Origin of the sequence: Thalassovita mediterranea (genome assembly GCF_001458435.1) — a bacterium.
GTDB lineage: Bacteria > Pseudomonadota > Alphaproteobacteria > Rhodobacterales > Rhodobacteraceae > Thalassobius > Thalassobius mediterraneus.
On sequence record NZ_CYSF01000012.1, the window covers coordinates 165,094 to 183,658 of the forward strand.

Consider the following 18,565-nt stretch of genomic DNA (forward strand, 5'->3'; position numbering starts at 1 on the left):
AGAACGGTTGAAACGAAAAAGGGACGCCTGAGGCGTCCCTTTTGTTTTGTGTGTTCTTTGGCGGATCAGTCGATCAGCCCAGCCTCGCGGAACAGCGCGGGCAGGTTTGCCTCTGGCCGCGCGCCGTAGTGGCCGATCACCTCGGCGGCGGCGACGATGCCCATACGGCCCGCAACCTCCAACGAGGCGCCGGTGGCGTAACCGTAAAGGAAGCCCGCGGCGAACTGATCGCCTGCGCCGGTGGCGTCAACCGGTGTCACCTCGGTCACCGGAACAGATACCTGTTCGTCGCCACGCAGCAGCACAACGTCATGACCGCCACGGGTGCAGACCACCATGCCCGCGTCCTTCGCCGCCAATTCCAGCGCGGTGGACAGATCAGTTTCATAGAGCGACGCCCATTCGTGTTCGTTGCCGATCACGTAGTCCAGCTCTTTGACCAACCGGCGGAAATCGTCGCGGTGGCGATCCACACAGAAGGGATCGGACAGCGCGATACCCGCTTTGCCGCCTGCGGCCTGACACAGCTTGGCCGCACGTTCAAACGCCTCTTTGCCCTTGGGCTTGTCGTAAAGGTAACCTTCGAGGAACAGGATCTCTGCCTCGCCCGCCACATCGTCGGACACGTCATCCGGCCCCAGTTCGGACGAGATGCCAAGGTAGGTGTTCATCGACCGTTCGCCATCCGGCGATACAAAGATCATCGAGCGCGAGGTGGGCAGTTCACCACCCTCAACCGGCGGGTTCACGAAGGTTGATCCGCCCTTGGCCATTTCATCGGCATAAAACCGACCCAGTGCGTCATCATGCACACGACCGATAAAGCCGGTGGTCAGACCCAGATTGCCGAGACCCGCCAGCGTGTTGGCAACCGATCCACCGGGCACCTGTTTGCGGTTTTCCATCGCACCATAGAGCAGCTCACCGCGCTCACGCTCAACCAGTTGCATGATGCCTTTCTGGATGCCCATCAGGTCCAGAAAGCTGTCATCGGATTGGCTGATCACGTCAACGATGGCGTTGCCGATGCCGACAACCTGATAGTCCTTCATGGGGTTTTATCCTCGAATTGGCACAGGTCACGGACGTGGCATGCGTTGCATTTGGGCTTGCGTGCTGTGCAGATATAGCGCCCGTGCAGGATCATCCAGTGATGGGCGTGTTGTTGAAAATCGACGGGAATGTGATCCTCGATCGCGCGTTCGACCGCAACCACATCTTTGCCCGGACAAACGCCCGAACGGTTGCCGAAGCGAAAGATATGCGTGTCCACCGCCTGTGCGGGGTACTGCCACCACATGTTCAGAACCACATTGGCGGTTTTGCGGCCCACACCCGGCAGGCTTTCCAATGCGGCGCGGCTGCAAGGAACCTCTCCGCCATAGTCATCTACCAAAATGCGCGACATCTTCATCACGTTCTTGGCCTTGTTGCGAAACAGGCCGATGGTTTTGATGTGTTCGATCAGCTGCTCTTCGCCCAGATCCAGCATTTTTTGCGGGGTGTCGGCGATTTTGAACAGCTCTGCCGTAGCCTTGTTCACACCCTTGTCCGTGGCCTGCGCAGAAAGTGCAACGGCGACCACCAGCGTGTAGGCGTTCACATGGTCCAGCTCACCCTTCGGTTCTGGCTCTGACGCCTGAAAGCGGGTGAAAATTTCGCGGATCGTGTGATAGTCGAGCTGTTTGGCCATGGCGGGTTCCGATGCGGTTGGCGTGTGGCTGGCTGGATCAGGGGTGAGGTTTCCCAGTAACCCCTTGGTCCCTGTTTTTCAACGGTCAGACAGCACGCGCAGCGCCTCCCATTCTGCGGGTGTTTCATCGCCGCCTTTGGCAAAGCTGGCAACGGTTTTGCCAGAGGATGGGAAATGCGCCACCAGATTGCCGGAAAACGGTCCTGCACCGGCGTGACCAATCGCCAGACCATGCGCCTGCGTATGGCCGATCATCAGGCCCAGACCGTAGCCTGTTGTTTGCCAGATCCGACCCTGGATCGCCTTTTCGTTCAGGGACAGTTCCATCATCTGCTGCCGTTCTGTTGCCGTCAGCAGATCGCCCTGCAACAGCGCGTGCAGCAGCCGCGCCGCATCTGCGGACGATCCCATCATACAGCCGTGATAGACCCAGCCGGGGTGATAGCCGTCCGCATCCCAATGCAAGCCTTCGAAATCCCCCCGCGTCATTGCCAGACGCGGCGTGCGCAGGGCCAAAGGTGCGATCAGGCGGCGATGGATGATATCGCCCAAAGGCGCGCCTTCGCTGACCTCTAGCGCAAAACGCAGGAACATATAGCCGATGTTGGAATAGCTCCACTTCGTCCCTGGCGCGCCAAGTGGATCGTCAGCGCGCGATGCCTCCAGCAGCTTGGCCACCGGCCACGGGTCTTCCCCCGCGGCGACCGCCTGATGGTAGGGGCCGACCGTGCCGTAGTCGCGCAGACCTGCGGTGTGGTTCATTAACTGGCGCAGGCTGTAGGCCCGCCCCGGCAATGCAGCATCCAAATCCATGAAGCCCTCACGCGCGCGGATCATCACGCAGGCGGAAATCAGGGTTTTGGTAAAACTCCACCACGGCAACAAGGCCGTCGGCGCGTCATCGCGGATCAGCGTACCATCCGCGTCTAGCGCGGCAGAGAGGAAACGATCGGTCATGTAACAGTCATGCGAAGATTGTGCCACTTGCGCAAGTTTCGGGTCGTCTGCACCCGACGGCCAATTTAAGGTCAGTGCAGTCAATATAGGGGCGCACAATGTCAGACGTCGATCAAAGCTACCACTACCAGGTTATGCGCCGCGCCATCGCGCTGATTGATGGGGGATCACCAAACCAGAGCCTTGGCGATCTGGCCGCCCAGCTGGACATGAGTCCCGCCCATTTCCAGCGGCTGTTTTCCCGCTGGGTCGGCGTGTCGCCCAAGCGCTATCAGCAATACCTGACGCTGGATCACGCGAAATCCCTACTGCGCGATCATATGACCACGCTGGAGGTCAGCCATGAAGTGGGCCTGTCCGGCACGGGCCGTTTGCATGATCTGTTTGTCCGCTGGGAAGCGATGAGCCCCGGCGATTACGCCAAAGGTGGCGATGGGCTGACCATCTATCAGCACTGGTTTGACAGTCCGTTTGGTCCTGCGTTGGTCATGGGCACGGATCGCGGCATGTGCGGTCTGGGCTTTGGCGCGGAAATGGGGGCCGAGGCCTCGGTCGCGGATCTACAGGGGCGGTGGCCCAAGGCGCGGTTTGTGGACGATGCCGTCCCGTTGCAGCCTTGGGTCGATACTGCCTTTGCGGAACAGGGGGAAACCCGCCTGCATATGATTGGCAGCCCGTTACAGATCAAAGTGTGGGAGGCGTTGCTGCGCGTGCCTGCAGGGCAGGTGACGACTTATTCTGAAATAGCCCAATCCATCGGCAAGCCCCGTGCGGTGCGCGCAGTGGGAACCGCTGTGGGTCGAAATCCGGTTAGCTGGCTGATTCCCTGCCACCGCGCGCTGCGCAAATCCGGCGCGCTGGGCGGGTATCACTGGGGTTTGCCAGTAAAACGGGCGCTGTTGGCGTATGAGGGCGCGCGATCTGATGTGCGCGAGCAAGAAAGTGCTGCCTAGCCTGCCTCCGCCAAGATGTTCACGTAGCATTGAGCGGAACCCTGCCTAGTTTTTCCCCCTTATCTGGCCTTTCCCTGCTAATATAAGTCTATGATACCGCCATCCCGCACGGGCCATAATCCAAAGGCGGAGAAAAATGAGGCATAGACCATGATCAGAGCATCGAAATTGGCGCTGTTTACTGCCGGCGCATCCCTGTTGACCATGACCGCATGTATGGACACCCGTTATTTGGGGGAAGATGATCCCAACAAGCGCACCCGCGAAGGCGCCATTATTGGCGGTCTGGTCGGTGCGGTGTCTGGCGCGATCATCGCAGACGACAACAAAAAAGGCGCGATCCTGGGTGGCATCGCGGGTGCAACAGCAGGCGGCCTGATTGGTCAGCGTCTGGATGCACAAGAAGCAGAGCTGCGTCAGAGCCTGGATAACCGTGTCAGCATCACCAACACAGGTGATCGTTTGATCGTCACCATGCCGCAGGACATTCTGTTTGCGGTCGACAGCACCTTTGTTTCGGGCGCGTTGCGTGACGATCTGGCCGCTGTTGCGACCAGCCTGAACCGTTACCCCGAAAGCACCGTGCAGGTGCTGGGCCATACCGACAACACTGGGTCGGCGGAATATAACCTCGACCTTAGCCAGCGCCGTGCAAATTCGGTTGCAGCTATTCTGGTGGACAGTGGCGTCAGCGATTACCGTATCCGTCCCATTGGTCGCGGTGAGGATCAGCCGGTGGCGTCCAACCTGACGCCTGAAGGTCGCGCACAGAACCGCCGCGTGGATATCGTGATCCTGCCGAACTAAGGCAAAGATATTAAACGAGAAGGGGGCGCTGCCCCCTTCTTTGTTTTCTATTTGTGCATTCTTGCACAAATCTGTTGCGATCATGCCTGTTTATTTTCATTATCGAACAGTTCATCTTCACCTCAACGCGAAACGCTTTGTAGGAGAATACGATGACCGTCCTGACCATTTCTGGCGCCCTGCGCCGCGACAGTGAAAACCGCAAACTGGTGGCCGAAGCGGCTGTGATCTATGGCGGTGACGTTGTTGAGGCGGACCTGAACTTGCCGCTTTACGACGGTGATCTGGAAGCGGCAGAGGGCTTGCCGCAATCCGTTGTCACGCTGGCCGATCAGATTCTGGCAGCAGAGGCGGTGCTGATCTCCACCCCTGAATACAACAAGGCCCCTCCGGGTGTGCTGAAGAACGCGCTGGATTGGCTCAGCCGTGACAGTCGTGGCGTACTGGCGGGCAAACCTGTTGCCGTTATGTCGGCAGCTGCGGGCCGCACGGGTGGTGAAACCGCGATGTTTGTTTTGCGCCACTTCCTCGCACCCCTTCGCGCAAATGTCGTGGCTGGTCCTGCGGTGAATGTCGCTGCGTCCTACAATGAATTTGACGAAAACGGCAAGCTGACCAACGACCGCTACCGCGCCGGTCTGGAAGAGCTGGTTGCGCTGCTAAAGGCGACTGCGCAGGGTTAATCCTGCGTACTCACCTCAATCAGGTTACCATCAGGATCACGAATATAGATCGAGGTGATGGCGCCGGTGGCCCCGCTGCGGGCGATCGGGCCGTCCTCGATCTCGACGCCTTGTGCAGCCAGATGTGCCTGCCAGTCGGCCAGCGGCGTGGCGGTCAGAAAACATAGATCCGCCGTTCCGGGGCCGGGATGGCGCGCCTTGGGATCAAATTCGGCGCCCGCTTGATGCAGGTTGATCTTCTGCTGTCCAAAATACAACGCCCAGCGGTTGCTGCCGTCAGTTGCGCGAAAACGGCGCACCTCCATCCCCAGTACTTCGGTGTAGAACTTAACGGTTTCGGACAGGTCCGCGACGGTCAGCACTAGATGATCCAATGCGGTCAGTTTTCGTGTCTGCGATGGCATTTTGGCTTACTCCGTCCGGTTCGCACGCCTATGCTGCGTCTATGACTGATACTGGCATAGATGCCCAACAGGGCGAAACCCGTCAAACCGATATGATGGATCCCGCGCGCGCACAGGCGCTGCTGGCGACCTTGGGTAGGCCTGCGCCCGTTCACATGGGCGATGCGCTGCCGCCGTTTTTTCATCAGATCTATTTCTGGCAGTCCCTGCCGCCTGCTTCATTGGGGCGTGACGGGCATCCGGCTAAGGGCGACGGATTGATCCCTGATCTGAGCCTGCCACGTCGTATGTGGGCGGGCGGCCGGTTGGAATTTCACGCGCCACTGCATGCAGGCATCGCGGCTGAGAAGAGGACACGCGTCGCAAATGTCACGCGTAAAGAAGGGCGCAGTGGGCCGCTGGGGTTTGTCACCTTGCAGCATGATATTATGCAGGACGGTCACCTTACGACGCGCGAATATCAGGATCTGGTCTATCGCAATGACCCCGAGCCAGATGCACCCACTCCGACGCCGCCACAGGCACGGCAGGATGAAACCCTGTCTGAAACGGCAGCGTTCGATAGCACGATGCTGTTTCGCTATTCTGCGCTAACCTTTAACGGGCATCGCATCCACTATGACGAAGCCTACGCCCGTGACGTTGAAGGATACGATGGCCTTGTCACCCATGGGCCGCTTTTGGCGCAGTTGTTGATGTTGCTGGCGGATCGTCAGTTGGGTGGGCTGGGTCGGTTCAGTTTCCGCGCCTCATCCCCGTTGATGCACCATGAAACGGCAGAGTTGTGTTGGCGCAAGGATGGCACTTTGTGGATCAGAGCGGCGGACGGTCGCCAGATCATGAGTGCCATGGCAGAACGCGCCATCCCTTAAACGAAACAGGCCCCGAACCTAAGTTCGGGGCCCGGTGTCAGAGAGAGGATCAATCGCCTAGTTTGGCGTGAACCTCATCCAGATCAATCTCGCCAATGGGCATCTTGTTGCCCGGGTTTTCGAAATCGTATTTGAACAGATCGAAATCGCGTTTGTAGATTTCGTAGACCAGATGCATCGACAGATCGTCGAAGTAGTCTTCGACCGGATGGGCGCGTTTGGGGCCGTGACCTTCAGATTCGTTGAACCGTGGGATTTGGTTTAGGTCCACTTCAAACGGCGTTTCGATGTTGTCCAACACCTCTTGCATGCCGCCATTGAAATCCTCGGTCCAGAAGATCTTATCATAGCGCCCGCCATTGGCGATGAAGGTCGACACATGGCCCGACATAGCCGACCAGTGGATGTCAGGATCCATCGGCTTGCGCCAACGGATGGTGTCGCGGGCAAACAACAGGAAGCGGCGGAAGCTGGCGATTTGGTCAAACTCTTGCTTGCCATCATCACCGCCGACCTCGATCCCGTATTTCTGAATGAGCAACGGCACCAGATTGCCGCGATAGCGACGCCCGTTGCGCTGAATGCCGCAGATCTTGTCAAAGAAGCTAGAGAGGATGCGAGTGTAGGGGTTCCGAACGCAGGTAAACGCGTAGGAACGCTGGCTTTCTACGTTTTCGGTGATGGGGCCGTGGCTTTCCTCGAACGCCCATTTGTGCATGCCCGATTTAGCGTCATGAATGTCGCCATCAAAAAACTCGCCATGATCGGAATAAAACATGATCTGCCCGATGGTCGAACAGGCGCATTTGGGAACCACGCGATACACAACACTTTCGCTCTCGGTCATCCAGGTGCCGGGAAAACCCATTTTGCTCTTGCCTCCTTGGCGGTGCCCCAGTTTGGGGGGAACTTTATGCTTTTGTTCACAAAACCAAAGTTAACTGGTTTATTCAATCTCACTTCCGCCGTATCTATGTAAACAATCAACCAGTAACGAGGCGATCGTTTCCAAAAATGGCAAGAATTGCGTTCATCCTGCTGTGTCATAAAGACCCAGAGGCGATCATCCAACAGGCTGAACGTCTGACTGCGGCAGGGGACTATATGTCGATTCACTTCGACGGACGGGCCAAGCCGGAACATTTTCAGCAGATCAAGGATGCGCTGGGCGACAATGCCAATGTCACCTTTGCAAAAAAACGCATCAAGTGCGGCTGGGGGGAATGGTCGCTGGTGCAGGCGTCATTGAACGCGATTGAAACCGCTTTGGATGCCTTTCCACGGGCAACACATTTTTACATGCTGTCCGGCGACTGCATGGCGATCAAATCGGCGCAGTACATCCATAGCTTTCTGGAAAACAACGATCGCGACTATATCGAGAGTTTTGATTTCTTCGAGAGTGACTGGATCAAAACCGGTATGAAAGAAGAGCGGCTGATCTACCGCCACTATTTCAACGAACGCACACAGCCAAAACGCTATTACTGGTCTTATAGCTTGCAAAAACGATTTGGTCTGGAACGCGAAATTCCGCATGATCTGCAGGTGCAGATCGGCAGCCAGTGGTGGTGTCTACGGCGGCGCACGATTGAGTCGATTGTTGAGTTCACCAAGGCGCGCAAAGATGTCATGGCATTTTTCCGCACCACTTGGATCCCGGATGAGACATTTTTCCAGACCCTTGTGCGCCATCTGATTCCAGAGGCCGAGATTGAAACGCGCACGCTGACTTTCTTGATGTTCACGGACTATGGGATGCCGGTGTCGTTTTATAACGATCACTACGACATGCTGCTTAGCCAAGATTTCCTGTTTGCGCGTAAAATTAGTCCAGAGGCGCGGGAATTGCGCGCCCGCCTTGGTGCGCTTTATGCCGCCGAGGGGGTGGATTTCAAAATATCGGGCGAAGGGCGCAGCCTGTTCAAGTTCCTGACAGGGCGGGGCCGCGTGGGGCGTCGTTTTGGTCTGCGGTTCTGGGAAACCGAAAGTTCGCTGGGCCGTGAACGTGAATTGCTGATCGTGATCTGCAAGAAGTGGCACGTCGCCAAACGTCTTGTGGAACAGATCCGCAAACACACAGATATTCCGGCGATTGAGTATTTGTTCAACGAGGAAAGCACCCCGCTACCCGATTTGGGCGGCATTCAGAAAACCATTGGCAAACGCCACCGCCACCGCCGCGCCCTGATGCGGATGTTGTTTGACTATTTTGACACCGATCGCCTGATCATTTGCCTAGATCCAGAGGCGCTGGATCTGATGCGCGATTTCTGTGGTGATCGGTCAACGACGCGGCTGTTGGAAATCGACGTCAACTTTTCCGAGGATTACCTGAAAGGCCACGCCATGCGCATTGGTCTGGCGGGCGAACAAACACCTCTTGAAACGTTGGAACGCCTCTTGCCGACGATCCGCCACGATCTGGCCTTTGAAAGCGATCAGATCCGCGATTCGAACTTTGGCAATCACGACTACCTGCGTGAATACGAAACCCGTGATGACCATGCCCGCGCGGTGTCGCATTTCCTTGCCATTCCTGAGGCCAAGGCGCATGACATTGTGGATATCGACTACCTGTTTTCCGACTGAGGTGCCCCATGGCTTATGTCTATGACGACCAAAACATCTTTGCCAAAATCCTGCGTGGTGAGATCCCGAACAAAACCGTTCTGGAAACCGAACATGCGCTGGCTTTCCATGACATCCAGCCACAGGCGCCGGTGCATGTCCTGGTGATCCCCAAAGGTCCCTACGTTTGCTACGACCACTTCGCATTAGAGGCGTCTGATGCCGAAATCGTCGGTTTCACCCGCGCCGTTGGCGAAGTGTGCAAGATGATGGACGTGCAACCGGGCGAAGGCGGCGACGGGTTCCGCGCCATTTCCAACGCGGGTGAAAACGGCGTCCAAGAAGTGCCGCATCTGCATGTGCACATCCTTGGTGGTCGCTGGCTGGGCCGGATGCTGGCAAAAGCGGACTAACATAAACCACTACCGTAACCACAAGAGGCCCCGGATCATGGTCTGGGGCGCGTCGCGCTGAGTGTGAAGACCCCGCCCCGGCCTCGTGCCGGGGCCTCTTGTGTACGGTAGGTTTACAGTTCCAAGATCGTGATGGTCGTATCCCCGTAGCGGCGTTCATCCAGATAGGTCAGCGCCTCTGGTGCGGTGATTGCAGCGCTTTCTTCCCAGACGATCAGCGCACCGTCGGCAACCCAGCCACTTGCCAGCGCCGCCTCCAGCGCCTGTTCGCCCAGACCCTTGTCATAGGGCGGATCAAGGAAGATCAGGTCATATGGTGCGCCTGTGTTTTCCGGCAGTTTGCGGGCATCGCGGCGGATCACCTGAACCTCGCCCCGCGCGTCGCAGATGCGGATGTTTTCCTTTAGCAGCGCGTTGGATTTACGCCCGTCATCCACAAAGGTCACGTGCGCGGCGCCACGGCTCAACGCCTCTAGCCCCAGCGCACCGGTGCCGGCAAACAGGTCCAGTACGCGGGCATCCTCAATCGGATCGCCAAACCGCCCGCCGCCCAGCATGTTGAACAGGCTTTCACGGGTGCGATCCGTGGTCGGGCGCAGGTGGGCCCCGGGATCCCCCTTGCCCACCGCCGCCAAGGCGCGGCCTTTGAACCGTCCGGCAACAATCCTCATGCGCGCAGCAGGGATTTAAGGTCGGTTTCAGGATCCGCCAACAGATCTGGTGCGGGCGACTTGCCGCCGTCAATCAGACGTTTGCCGACCATATAGGCGCGGGGATCATTGGCAGCGTCTACCGCTAGCAGGGTATCGCCCTGATAATACCAGAAGGACACCGCGCCCTCTTTGTCCCCCGCACGGGTGATGATGCGATCATAACCTGTGGACAGCCCTGCGATCTGTAGTTTCACGTCATACTGATCCGACCAGAACCAGACCTGCGGCACATAGGCCTTGCCCGCGCCCAGCAGGTTTTCAGCGACACATTCCGCCTGATCAATGGCATTTGGCACCGATTCCAGCCTCAACCGGCCATCGCGATAGGGGAAGGATGCACAATCCCCCGCCGCCCAGATCGCTGGATCGGATGTGCGGCCCTCGGCATCGGTCTTGATACCGTTGTCAATCTCCAGCCCCGCAGCTTCGGCCAAGGCGGTGCCGGGGGTGATGCCCACACCAACGATGACAAAATCCACATCCAGCGTGCTGCCATCGCTCAACTCCGCACCACTGACGCGCCCCTCACCGATCAGACGGTTCAGGCCAACACCTTCGCGAATCTCCACTCCGTGCGCGGTGTGCAGCGCGCGGAAATAGTCGGAGGTTTCGGGCGCTGCGACCCGTTGCAGGATGCGATCTGCCATTTCGACCAGCGTGACCTTCAGACCCTTTTTCGCGGCAACCGCTGCTGCCTCCAGCCCGATGTAGCCGCCGCCGACGATCAATACGGATTTACCGGCCTGAAACTCAGGCTCCATCCCGTCCACATCCGATAGGCCGCGCACCACATGCACGCCCTCCAGCGTGCCGCCGATACTGGCGGGCAGATAACGCGGCGCTGATCCTGTGGTCAGAACCAGCGCGTCATAATCCAGCACCTCATCACCAACACGTACCGTCTGCGCGGCAGGGTCAATCGCCGTCACCTCCGTGCCGAGGCGCAGGTCGATGTTGTTGTCGGCGTAATAGCTTTCAGGGCGCAGAAACAGCCGTTCTAGCGTCATGTCGCCTAGCAGATAGGCCTTGGACAACGGCGGGCGTTGATAGGGCGGCACAGCTTCCGCGCCGATCAGGGTGATCTGCCCGTCAAACCCCAATGTGCGCAGTTTCGCCACCAGCGACGCGCCGGCCTGCCCGGCCCCGACCACAACAATCTTTTGCATCCCACACCCTTTCTGCGGAAAACTCTGGCTGCATTTGGGGGCGACCCTATATGACAGAAACAGAGAAACGCAATCAGGGAACCCAAGCGATGACATTGAGTGTAGGTGATAAACTGCCGGACGTAACTTTTCCGATGATGGGCGCAGAAGGGCCTGAGGCGCTGACGCTGTCCGATCGTCTAGCAGGGCGTAAAGTGGTGATCTTTGCGCTGCCCGGTGCATTTTCGCGCACCTGCGATGCGGCACACATGCCGAGTTTTATCCGCACCAAGGATGATTTTGCGGCCAAGGGCGTGGACGAAATTATGTGCCTGTCCGTCAATGATCCCTTTGTGATGAAAGCGTGGGGCGCAACCACTGGCGCGGATGACGCCTCCATTACTATGCTGGCAGACGCCGAAGGTGCCTTTACCAAAGCTGTCGGGATGGAATTTGACGCCCCTGTTGTTGGGTTCTACGGCCGCTCCAAACGCTATGCGATGGTCGTTGAAGACGGCGTGATCACGCATCTGAATGTTGAACCGGAACTAGGCTGCACCGTTTCGGGCGGTGAGGCACTCTTGGATGCAATGGCATAAGCCGGTTTGAATTGAGGATCGGGCCATAGGTTTGGCCCGACCCTGACAGCTTTTAGGTGCCGGACACAATCAGCCCGCCAGCATACGCGCTTGCAGTGCTGCTTGCCTGCGGGCGCTGTCGCGACTGAGGTTTTCCAGAGACAGCGCTGTTAGCTTTGGCATCCCGCGCTGCGGATCAAAGCCGCGCGGCAGGTCCAGCAGCATTTCGGTGCTGCCACAGCAGTGCAGTGATAGCGATTCGATTAATGGCAGATCCGATGCCAAAAGGTGGTCGAGCGATTGCTGCGACAGCGTCGCCTCGGTTGCTGCGACGGGGTCGATCTGCACGTTGATTTCCCTAAGTTTGAAATGACGCACAGGTCGCGATAGGCAAAACGGCCCGTTCAGGTCCAGAATTTCCAACCTTGGGGCGGCTTCGAATATCGGGGTTATGTCCCCTAATGCACACCCCCGCAGATAGGCCGCAGTGCTACCAGCACCGAAAGGATAGCAGTCCCCTAAGGACAGCGATTTCAGTCGCGGCAGGCGCTGACCTTTGAACAGGCTTAGAACGGTAGACATATCAAAGCCATACAGTGCATTTTCCGATGCGTGATAGGCAGGTGTGATACCGATCTGTAGATGGTGAACCCGCTGCGATTCGGGAGAGTTCAGAAAGGCACTGATCAATTCGACCTGGTTCGGGCCGGCCATAAAACCGACCGCACCTGTGAACTTTGGCAGGTGTTTGATGCGTGAGTACAGGCCCTTGGTGGGGCGTACACCAACCAGCAGCGCTTGTTGAAAAACACTGCAGCGGCTCAGGCCATAGGTGCGCAGCGCTGTGCTGAAGCGCGAATATGAAGCCGAGGCGCCGCGGTTGCGAAAAGGTAGGACACCAAAGAAAGACTTAGACGTAATCGAATTCAAACGCATGCTGTCCTCGCACATCTTTAATCAAAGAGTATATGTCAAAATGTGCAGGTATATTAGGAAGTTTTCGCCCTTTTATCTACTCCAGGTTGCTATGGTGGTTTTGGTGCCTATCAAAGGGGCTCTTTTACACGCAAATTAAACAGTTTCCGCCGTTCCGCCGTTTGTTTCTTTAGGAAATGGTATGTTTTGGAATGGAGTGCGGCGATGCATGTGTCCTCTTCGGGAACAGTTTCAAGTCAATTCAGCGCAGTGCAGGTGAGTGCCCGCTATACGAGTCACAACAGTCAGTCGGTGGTGCGACAGGACGTTAGCCCCGCCAGCGATGTGCAGCAGCTGCGCCGAGGTGAAGCGCGCGTTGAAACGAGCGTAAGTATCAGTCTGAGTGAAGCACGCGAAAGCATCGCCGAGCAGCGCGGTGGGCGCGGGATCGGTTGGGCCTATGGCCGACATGCAGGTCCGATGAAACACGGGCACGCAAAGCACGATGATGCCGTCGAGCAGGGTGGTCAGATGACGGCACGTGATCTGCGCAATCAGCTGCGTGCGGATCGACAGGCACCAATTGCGGCCGAACCGCAGGCCGAGGCAGGTAGTGCCAGCAGTGTCGCACAGATCGCCAGCCAGCAGGCCCTGTCACTAGTGTCGGCGACTTCCGTCAGTATCAGCATTGCAGCCGCCTCGTTTGAAAGCTCTGCCAGCTTTGGTGGGACTGTTTCAGGGGATTTGACCCAGCCCGAGCAATTGGCAGCCCCAGCGCCTGAGTATCAAAGTGTGAATGAGGATACGCCAAGCGCCGCAATGTTGGAACTGGCCCGCATTCAGGCTGAACAAGCGGCTGAGGCCGAGGTGGACACGCCTGATGACAGCCCCGAGATCGAGGATCTGGGCGATTTGTTCGAGTTGGCATTCAGCGGCGAACTGGTTGAGATGGATCCGATGGATGTCATTGAACAGGTGGCCGCACTGTTCGGGGTCGAAATGGACTTCGGTGGCCCTGAAGAGAGTGGTGATCCAATGCAGATCGGTGCCCTGTCTGGTGAGGTCGGGGGGAGCTTTGCTGCCTCTGAGGCTTCGCTCGCCGCCTTCAGTCTAGAGGCCAGCATGACCACCGCAACCTTTGCGGATGGCAGTACTGTAACCTCAATGTCGGTGAATTTCAGCGCGATCGCGGCCTATTCCCGTACGATGGAATATAGTGTCTAGAAGCTGGCCTCGGGGCGGAAATCATCGGGGATCTGATCTACGTCGTTCAGGATCAGGTCGGCCATGACCTCTGCCACCTTGGGCGCCATGCCAAAGCCGATTTTAAATCCGCCGTTGGCAATAAGCTGTCCCTGATGGATCGGGTGTTCCCCCAGCACCGGTGCGCGTGAGCGGCTGCGCGGGCGCACGCCGGCCCAGCGGTCGATCACCTCTGCCCCTTGCAGAGCGGGCACTGCGGCGATGGCGCGGTCAATCACGGCGTCCAGCTGTTCATCCGTTGATTTCGGGTCGCCATAGTCGCGTTCGCTGGTCGATCCAATCGCCACGGTGCCATCCGCGTGTGGCACGATATGCACCGTGTCGGCGAACAGTTGCGGCGCGGCTGTCAGGTCCATATCCACCTTTAGGGACGCGCCCTGACCCTTCACACCCGCGCCAAACATACGGGGGCGTATGGCGCTGATCGCCTCCAGATCCGTAATGCCAGTGGCCCACAGGGTGCGGCCTTCATCTGCGGCCTCGGTCACAATCTCCGCGCCCTTGGCGGTGATCGCAGCGACGAGCGCGGCACAGGCGCGGCGGGGGTGCATGCGGGCGGTCAGCGTGTCGCGGATCAGGAACCCGCTGGGGCTGTGCGGTGCCCAATCGCCTGCCTCGGTCGCAGGGATCACTTGCCACGTCGCATGTCCCTGCCATAGATCAGCAGCGGTTCCCGCCCGACCTTGGGCCAATTCCAGCGCATGGTCATCAGCGATGGGTTGCAGTCGCCCCGTGCGTCCATAGCCGGAAGAGACACCGCCAGCGGCTTCTACCCCCTGCCAGAACCCTTCGGCCATGATCAGGCTGTCGAACTGGAACGCCTTCTTGCTGTTCCAGTTTTCCGGCACATGCGGGGCCAGTGCGCCAACGACGCCGCCGCTGGAGCCCGCGCCGGGACCAAAGGGATCCACCACCCGTACCTTGGCGCCACGCGACAGGCAGGCCCATGCGATCGACAGGCCAAAGATGCCTGCACCGCGTATCGTTACATCTGCCATTGCCATTGCGCCGTTCCCTCTGCATTGTCGGCCAGACTTTCCGTTTCCATAAGGCAATCTTTGATGCAAGACCAGCAGCCCCAGCCTCATGCCCAGCTGGAGTGGCGGGAGGATGCAATCCCCGTCTCGACCCAGTTTGATGATCCTTATTTCTCGCTGGAAAACGGGCTGGCGGAAACGGGGCATGTGTTTTTGGCGGGCAATGACCTGCCCGATCGGTTCTGCGATGGGTTCCATGTGGCAGAGCTGGGTTTTGGCACCGGCCTGAACCTTTTGGCTGCGCTGAAACTGTGGCGGGCTTCGGGCGTGGCGGGCAAGCTGCATTTCACCACGTTTGAGGCGTTTCCAATGCGCCCCGCCGAGATGTTGCGCGCGCAAGCGGCATTTCCAGAGATTGCAGAGGTCGCGGCCGATCTGGCGCCGCATTGGTCGGATGATCTGCACCGGATCAGCCTGCCGGATCTGGAATTTGAGATGGTGCTCGGCGATGCGCGTGAAACTCTGCCAACGTGGCAAGGTGCGGCAGATGCGTGGTTTCTGGACGGGTTTTCACCGGCCAAGAACCCTGAACTATGGTCGCCAGAATTGATGGCGGCTGTGGGTGACCATACGGTCGCGAATGGAACGGCGGCGACCTATACGGCGGCGGGGTTCGTGCGCCGTGGTTTGGCAGACGCAGGGTTCACTGTTGAGCGGGTGCCGGGATACGGGCGCAAACGGCATATGACCGTCGCGCGCAAAGGCGCGGCATGAGCGTACACGGACACAACACCCGCCTTGGCATCATGCTGATGGCCGCCGCGACGCTGGTGTTTGCGTTGCAGGACGGCATCTCCAAACACTTGGCGGCGGAATATAACACCATGATGGTGATCATGGTGCGCTACTGGTTCTTTGCGCTCTTTGTGATCGCTTTGGCGGCGCGGCAGTCGGGCGGCATCCGGCAAGCCGCGCGCACCCGTCAACCTGTACTGCAAAGCATCCGTGCGCTGCTGCTGGTGACAGAGATTTGCGTTGCCGTTTATGGCTTTACCCTGCTGGGTCTGGTGGAAAGTCAGGCGGTTTTTGCGGTCTATCCGCTGCTGGTCGCGGCGCTCAGCGGGCCAGTTTTGGGCGAACGCGTCGGTTGGCGGCGCTGGGCGGCGATTGGCACCGGGATGGTGGGTATTCTGATCATCCTGCAACCGGGCAGTGGTGTGTTTCAAACCGCGGCTTTGGTGCCTTTTGCCTCTGCCCTGTTGTTTGCGATCTATGGTCTGCTGACCCGCTATGCAGCGCGCCAGGATAGCGCCGGAACGTCGTTTTTCTGGACCGGCACAGTGGGGGCTCTGGCGATGACATTCGCGGGCGTATGGTTCTGGCAGCCGATGGTGGGCGGCGACTGGGGCTGGATGGCGGTATTGTGCGTCACTGGTGCGCTGGGGCATTACCTGCTGATCAAATGCTACGAGGTGGCAGAGGCCAGCGCCGTACAGCCCTTTGCCTATCTGCATCTGGTGTTCGCCGCGATCCTTGGTGTCACCGTCTTTGGTGAGGTGATCCGCTGGAACGTCGCACTGGGCGCGGGCATCGTTGTGGCGGCGGGCCTGTTCACCCTAGCGCGAGAGCGGGCGAACGCTTGATCCCTTCAGTTCCGCTGAAAACGGCTGCGGCAGCGCGTCTTGCCCCAGTCGGGCGCGATAGACGGGCAGGCTTTCTGCAACGCGCATCACGTAGTTGCGGGTTTCATTGAACGGAATCAGCTCGATCCAGTCGATGACATCTACGTTGCTGCGGCGCGGATCGCCGTTGTCTTTCATCCAGCGTTCAGGCCGTTTGGGGCCAGCGTTGTAGCCTGCCGAAACCAGTAGGATATTGCCGTCAAACTGTTCGCCCAACTGCGCCAGATAGGCTGACCCCAAAATGGCGTTATATTGCCAGTTAGTCAGCATCGCAGCGGGATCGTGATCAATGCCAAGGCGCCCCGCGACCAGTTTGGCGGTGGCGGGCATCACCTGCATCAATCCTTCGGCGCCCGCATGGGACACGACGGTTGGGTCAAATTCACTCTCGCGTCGTGCGATGGCGAGGGAGAGTTCTGGGCGCGCGGCCAATTTCATATCGCGCAGGGGGTGCAGCGCGTAATAGGGATCGGCAATGGTCAGCCCACGTTGCGCGGCCTGCTTGCCTACCATCACCGACAGATGCGGTTGGTTAAGATCGGTCAGCAGGGTGCCCAGCTGGTTCAGCTCTGCCTCCGGCAGGGTTTCAGCCATGTGCCGCAGGAAGCGTTCCGCCAATGCCAAATCACCCGCGTTTAGCAACAGCAGCGCCGCCTCGAAATTGCTGTTGCGGGCAAACCCCGCCTGCCGCCAGCCGGGATAACGGCGCGGGTTGGCCAGCGCTGGGTCAAAGGACAGCCCCGCCTTTTCAGCGGCCAGCAGACCGTAGAAGCTGGTTTGATAATCCGCGCCGAACGCATAGCCAGACAATGCGCCGTGGCTGTCGCCCCGTGCCTCATGCGCGCGGCCCAGCCAATAGCCTGCGCGGCCCAGCGAAATAGGGGTAAACACCGCATCGCGGAAGCGTTCAAAATGGGTAACGGCGCGGTCGGCGTCGTTCAGAAACCGCAGGGCAAGGAAGCCGGACAGCCATTCCAGATCGGCGTAATGGCTTCCCTCGCTCAGCCCGTGGTTTGATGCGAGCGTGTAGGCCTGTCGCACTTCCCCCGCGCGCATCAGGCGGCGTGCCAGATCACGGCGGGACCGACCCCACGCTTCTGCCTGACCCAGACCTTTCGGGCTGCGTTCAACCAACAAGGCAATCGCATCTTCGCGCCGCCCCTTGCGCAGACGCCATTGGAAGCGCTCATAGGCGAGGCCCGCATCATCTGACAGCGATTTGGGAACCGCTGCGATCAGTGCATCCACCCCATCGACTGAGGCCCGCAGGCCCAGCCGCGCCTTGGCGAGTGCCTGCCACCCTGCATTGACGAGGGGCAGCATATCGCGGCTGTTTTGCCGCCATCCCTTCCACAGCGCCATATCAAGGCGTGCGGTATGATGGGGACGCAATGTATCGCCGTAGCGTTTGATCAGGGCTGCGTGGTCTTTGGTATCTAGCGCCAGCGTTGTCCACCCTGCGATCAAGGCGGTTTGTGCGTTTTGCGATTGCCCGTTTTGTTCCAGTGCGCGCACATAGCTGCGCAAGCCAATACCTGTTTGGGGCGGTTGGTTCGCGTAAAATTCTAGGACGGCACTGCGGCTCGCACCTGCCATCGTTTCTTCGGATCGTTTGCGCAGCAATTTCAGACCAGGCCAGTCAGAGCGCCGCTCCAAAAAGGCGCTGACTTGCGCGGGATCGCCTTCTCCTGCGCGCAGTTTATGCCATGTGATCAGGTCGGCTGCGACAGGGCCACCGGCGCGCGCAGCTAGCATTTCAGCCTTGGACCAATCCTTGGCCGTGGCGGCCTGCAAGGCGGCGGCCAGTGGCTTTGGTCCTGCTGATGCCCCTGATTCGGGCTGCGTGGATTGCGCTGAGGCGCCAAAGGACAAGGAAATGCTGACTGAAAAGCACAGAAGCAGGGGAAAGAGGCGCATGATGACTTGCGTTTCCAAAGGA

General features: G+C 58.9%; 20 protein-coding genes. 10 read left to right on the plus strand and 10 right to left on the minus strand.

The genetic code is table 11. The features are described from left to right. Positions 1 to 65: 65 nt before the first annotated feature. The 3 genes from TM5383_RS11980 to TM5383_RS11990 form a co-directional block, all read right to left on the minus strand. Positions 66 to 1,052: an adenosine kinase gene (locus TM5383_RS11980; RefSeq protein WP_058319273.1), complete on the minus strand. Its 987-nt coding sequence runs from the start codon at positions 1,050 to 1,052 to the stop codon at positions 66 to 68. Beyond that, positions 1,049 to 1,693, minus strand: coding sequence for an endonuclease III (gene nth, locus TM5383_RS11985; protein WP_058319274.1), 645 nt, complete (start codon positions 1,691 to 1,693; stop codon positions 1,049 to 1,051). Before nth ends, TM5383_RS11980 begins: the two co-directional genes overlap by 4 nt. Positions 1,694 to 1,771: 78 nt before the next feature. Further along, on the minus strand, positions 1,772 to 2,650 hold the full coding sequence (locus TM5383_RS11990) for a serine hydrolase domain-containing protein (protein WP_058319275.1): 879 nt from the start codon (positions 2,648 to 2,650) through the stop codon (positions 1,772 to 1,774). A 98-nt stretch (positions 2,651 to 2,748) separates the two neighbouring features. On the opposite strand from TM5383_RS11990, the gene TM5383_RS11995 reads away from it, so the two are divergent. From TM5383_RS11995 to TM5383_RS12005, 3 genes are all read left to right on the plus strand, one after another. Beyond that, a complete protein-coding gene (locus tag TM5383_RS11995) occupies positions 2,749 to 3,603 on the plus strand; it encodes a methylated-DNA--[protein]-cysteine S-methyltransferase (RefSeq protein WP_058319276.1) in 855 nt (284 codons plus the stop codon). Between the two features lie 150 nt (positions 3,604 to 3,753). Further along, complete coding sequence (locus TM5383_RS12000) at positions 3,754 to 4,410, plus strand: YiaD family glycine zipper/OmpA-like lipoprotein (protein ID WP_058319277.1); 657 nt, start codon at positions 3,754 to 3,756, stop codon at positions 4,408 to 4,410. Positions 4,411 to 4,562: 152 nt separating this feature from the next. Further along, positions 4,563 to 5,093: an NADPH-dependent FMN reductase gene (locus tag TM5383_RS12005; RefSeq protein WP_058319278.1), complete on the plus strand. Its 531-nt coding sequence runs from the start codon at positions 4,563 to 4,565 to the stop codon at positions 5,091 to 5,093. Here the strand turns inward: TM5383_RS12005 and TM5383_RS12010 are convergent. Beyond that, entirely contained in the window at positions 5,090 to 5,497 is a 408-nt protein-coding gene (locus TM5383_RS12010; RefSeq protein ID WP_058319279.1) for a VOC family protein, read from the minus strand. The genes TM5383_RS12005 and TM5383_RS12010 overlap by 4 nt on opposite strands. Before the next feature lie 41 nt (positions 5,498 to 5,538). Here TM5383_RS12010 and TM5383_RS12015 point away from each other — a divergent pair, with 41 nt between their 5' ends. Next, positions 5,539 to 6,369: an HTD2 family dehydratase gene (locus TM5383_RS12015; protein WP_058319280.1), complete on the plus strand. Its 831-nt coding sequence runs from the start codon at positions 5,539 to 5,541 to the stop codon at positions 6,367 to 6,369. Positions 6,370 to 6,418: 49 nt separating this feature from the next. Here the strand turns inward: TM5383_RS12015 and TM5383_RS12020 are convergent, their stop codons facing one another. Then, entirely contained in the window at positions 6,419 to 7,237 is an 819-nt protein-coding gene (locus TM5383_RS12020) for a sulfotransferase family protein (protein ID WP_058319281.1), read from the minus strand. Positions 7,238 to 7,383: 146 nt separating this feature from the next. Between TM5383_RS12020 and TM5383_RS12025 the strand changes: the two genes are divergently transcribed. Together TM5383_RS12025 and TM5383_RS12030 are read left to right on the plus strand one after the other, a co-directional pair. Then, positions 7,384 to 8,961 (plus strand): DUF5928 domain-containing protein, encoded by a 1,578-nt coding sequence (locus TM5383_RS12025; RefSeq protein WP_058319282.1) that lies wholly within the window; start codon positions 7,384 to 7,386, stop codon positions 8,959 to 8,961. 8 nt (positions 8,962 to 8,969) lie between these two features. Further along, positions 8,970 to 9,353, plus strand: coding sequence for an HIT domain-containing protein (locus TM5383_RS12030; protein WP_058319283.1), 384 nt, complete (start codon positions 8,970 to 8,972; stop codon positions 9,351 to 9,353). A 113-nt stretch (positions 9,354 to 9,466) separates the two neighbouring features. On the opposite strand, the gene rsmD is transcribed toward TM5383_RS12030, so the two are convergent. Then, a complete protein-coding gene (rsmD, locus tag TM5383_RS12035) occupies positions 9,467 to 10,024 on the minus strand; it encodes a 16S rRNA (guanine(966)-N(2))-methyltransferase RsmD (RefSeq protein ID WP_058319284.1) in 558 nt (185 codons plus the stop codon). Beyond that, complete coding sequence (locus tag TM5383_RS12040; protein ID WP_058319285.1) at positions 10,021 to 11,232, minus strand: NAD(P)/FAD-dependent oxidoreductase; 1,212 nt, start codon at positions 11,230 to 11,232, stop codon at positions 10,021 to 10,023. The genes rsmD and TM5383_RS12040 overlap by 4 nt, the downstream gene beginning before the upstream one ends. An 89-nt stretch (positions 11,233 to 11,321) precedes the next feature. Here TM5383_RS12040 and TM5383_RS12045 point away from each other — a divergent pair, with 89 nt between their 5' ends. Continuing rightward, positions 11,322 to 11,810: a peroxiredoxin gene (locus TM5383_RS12045; protein WP_058319452.1), complete on the plus strand. Its 489-nt coding sequence runs from the start codon at positions 11,322 to 11,324 to the stop codon at positions 11,808 to 11,810. 69 nt (positions 11,811 to 11,879) lie between these two features. Here TM5383_RS12045 and TM5383_RS12050 read toward each other — a convergent pair whose 3' ends face one another. Further along, positions 11,880 to 12,503, minus strand: coding sequence for a hypothetical protein (locus tag TM5383_RS12050; RefSeq protein WP_143570244.1), 624 nt, complete (start codon positions 12,501 to 12,503; stop codon positions 11,880 to 11,882). 477 nt (positions 12,504 to 12,980) lie between these two features. Here TM5383_RS12050 and TM5383_RS12055 point away from each other — a divergent pair, with 477 nt between their 5' ends. Continuing rightward, the gene (locus tag TM5383_RS12055; RefSeq protein WP_143570243.1) at positions 12,981 to 13,928 is read left to right on the plus strand and encodes a hypothetical protein; all 948 of its coding nucleotides are present in this window, start codon (positions 12,981 to 12,983) and stop codon (positions 13,926 to 13,928) included. Here TM5383_RS12055 and TM5383_RS12060 read toward each other — a convergent pair. Continuing rightward, positions 13,925 to 14,965 carry an NAD(P)/FAD-dependent oxidoreductase gene (locus TM5383_RS12060; protein WP_058319453.1) on the minus strand — a complete coding sequence of 347 codons (1,041 nt, stop codon included), beginning with the start codon at positions 14,963 to 14,965 and terminating at the stop codon, positions 13,925 to 13,927. The two genes, TM5383_RS12055 and TM5383_RS12060, sit on opposite strands and share 4 nt — an antisense overlap. Before the next feature lie 63 nt (positions 14,966 to 15,028). Between TM5383_RS12060 and mnmC2 the strand changes: the two genes are divergently transcribed. Together mnmC2 and TM5383_RS12070 are read left to right on the plus strand one after the other, a co-directional pair. Continuing rightward, positions 15,029 to 15,718 carry a tRNA (5-methylaminomethyl-2-thiouridine)(34)-methyltransferase MnmC2 gene (gene mnmC2 / locus TM5383_RS12065; RefSeq protein WP_058319288.1) on the plus strand — a complete coding sequence of 230 codons (690 nt, stop codon included), beginning with the start codon at positions 15,029 to 15,031 and terminating at the stop codon, positions 15,716 to 15,718. Beyond that, positions 15,715 to 16,587: a DMT family transporter gene (locus TM5383_RS12070; RefSeq protein WP_058319289.1), complete on the plus strand. Its 873-nt coding sequence runs from the start codon at positions 15,715 to 15,717 to the stop codon at positions 16,585 to 16,587. Before mnmC2 ends, TM5383_RS12070 begins: the two co-directional genes overlap by 4 nt. Here TM5383_RS12070 and TM5383_RS12075 read toward each other — a convergent pair. After that, positions 16,561 to 18,543 (minus strand): lytic transglycosylase domain-containing protein, encoded by a 1,983-nt coding sequence (locus tag TM5383_RS12075; protein ID WP_082645483.1) that lies wholly within the window; start codon positions 18,541 to 18,543, stop codon positions 16,561 to 16,563. The genes TM5383_RS12070 and TM5383_RS12075 overlap by 27 nt on opposite strands. Between the last annotated feature and the right edge of the window lie 22 nt (positions 18,544 to 18,565).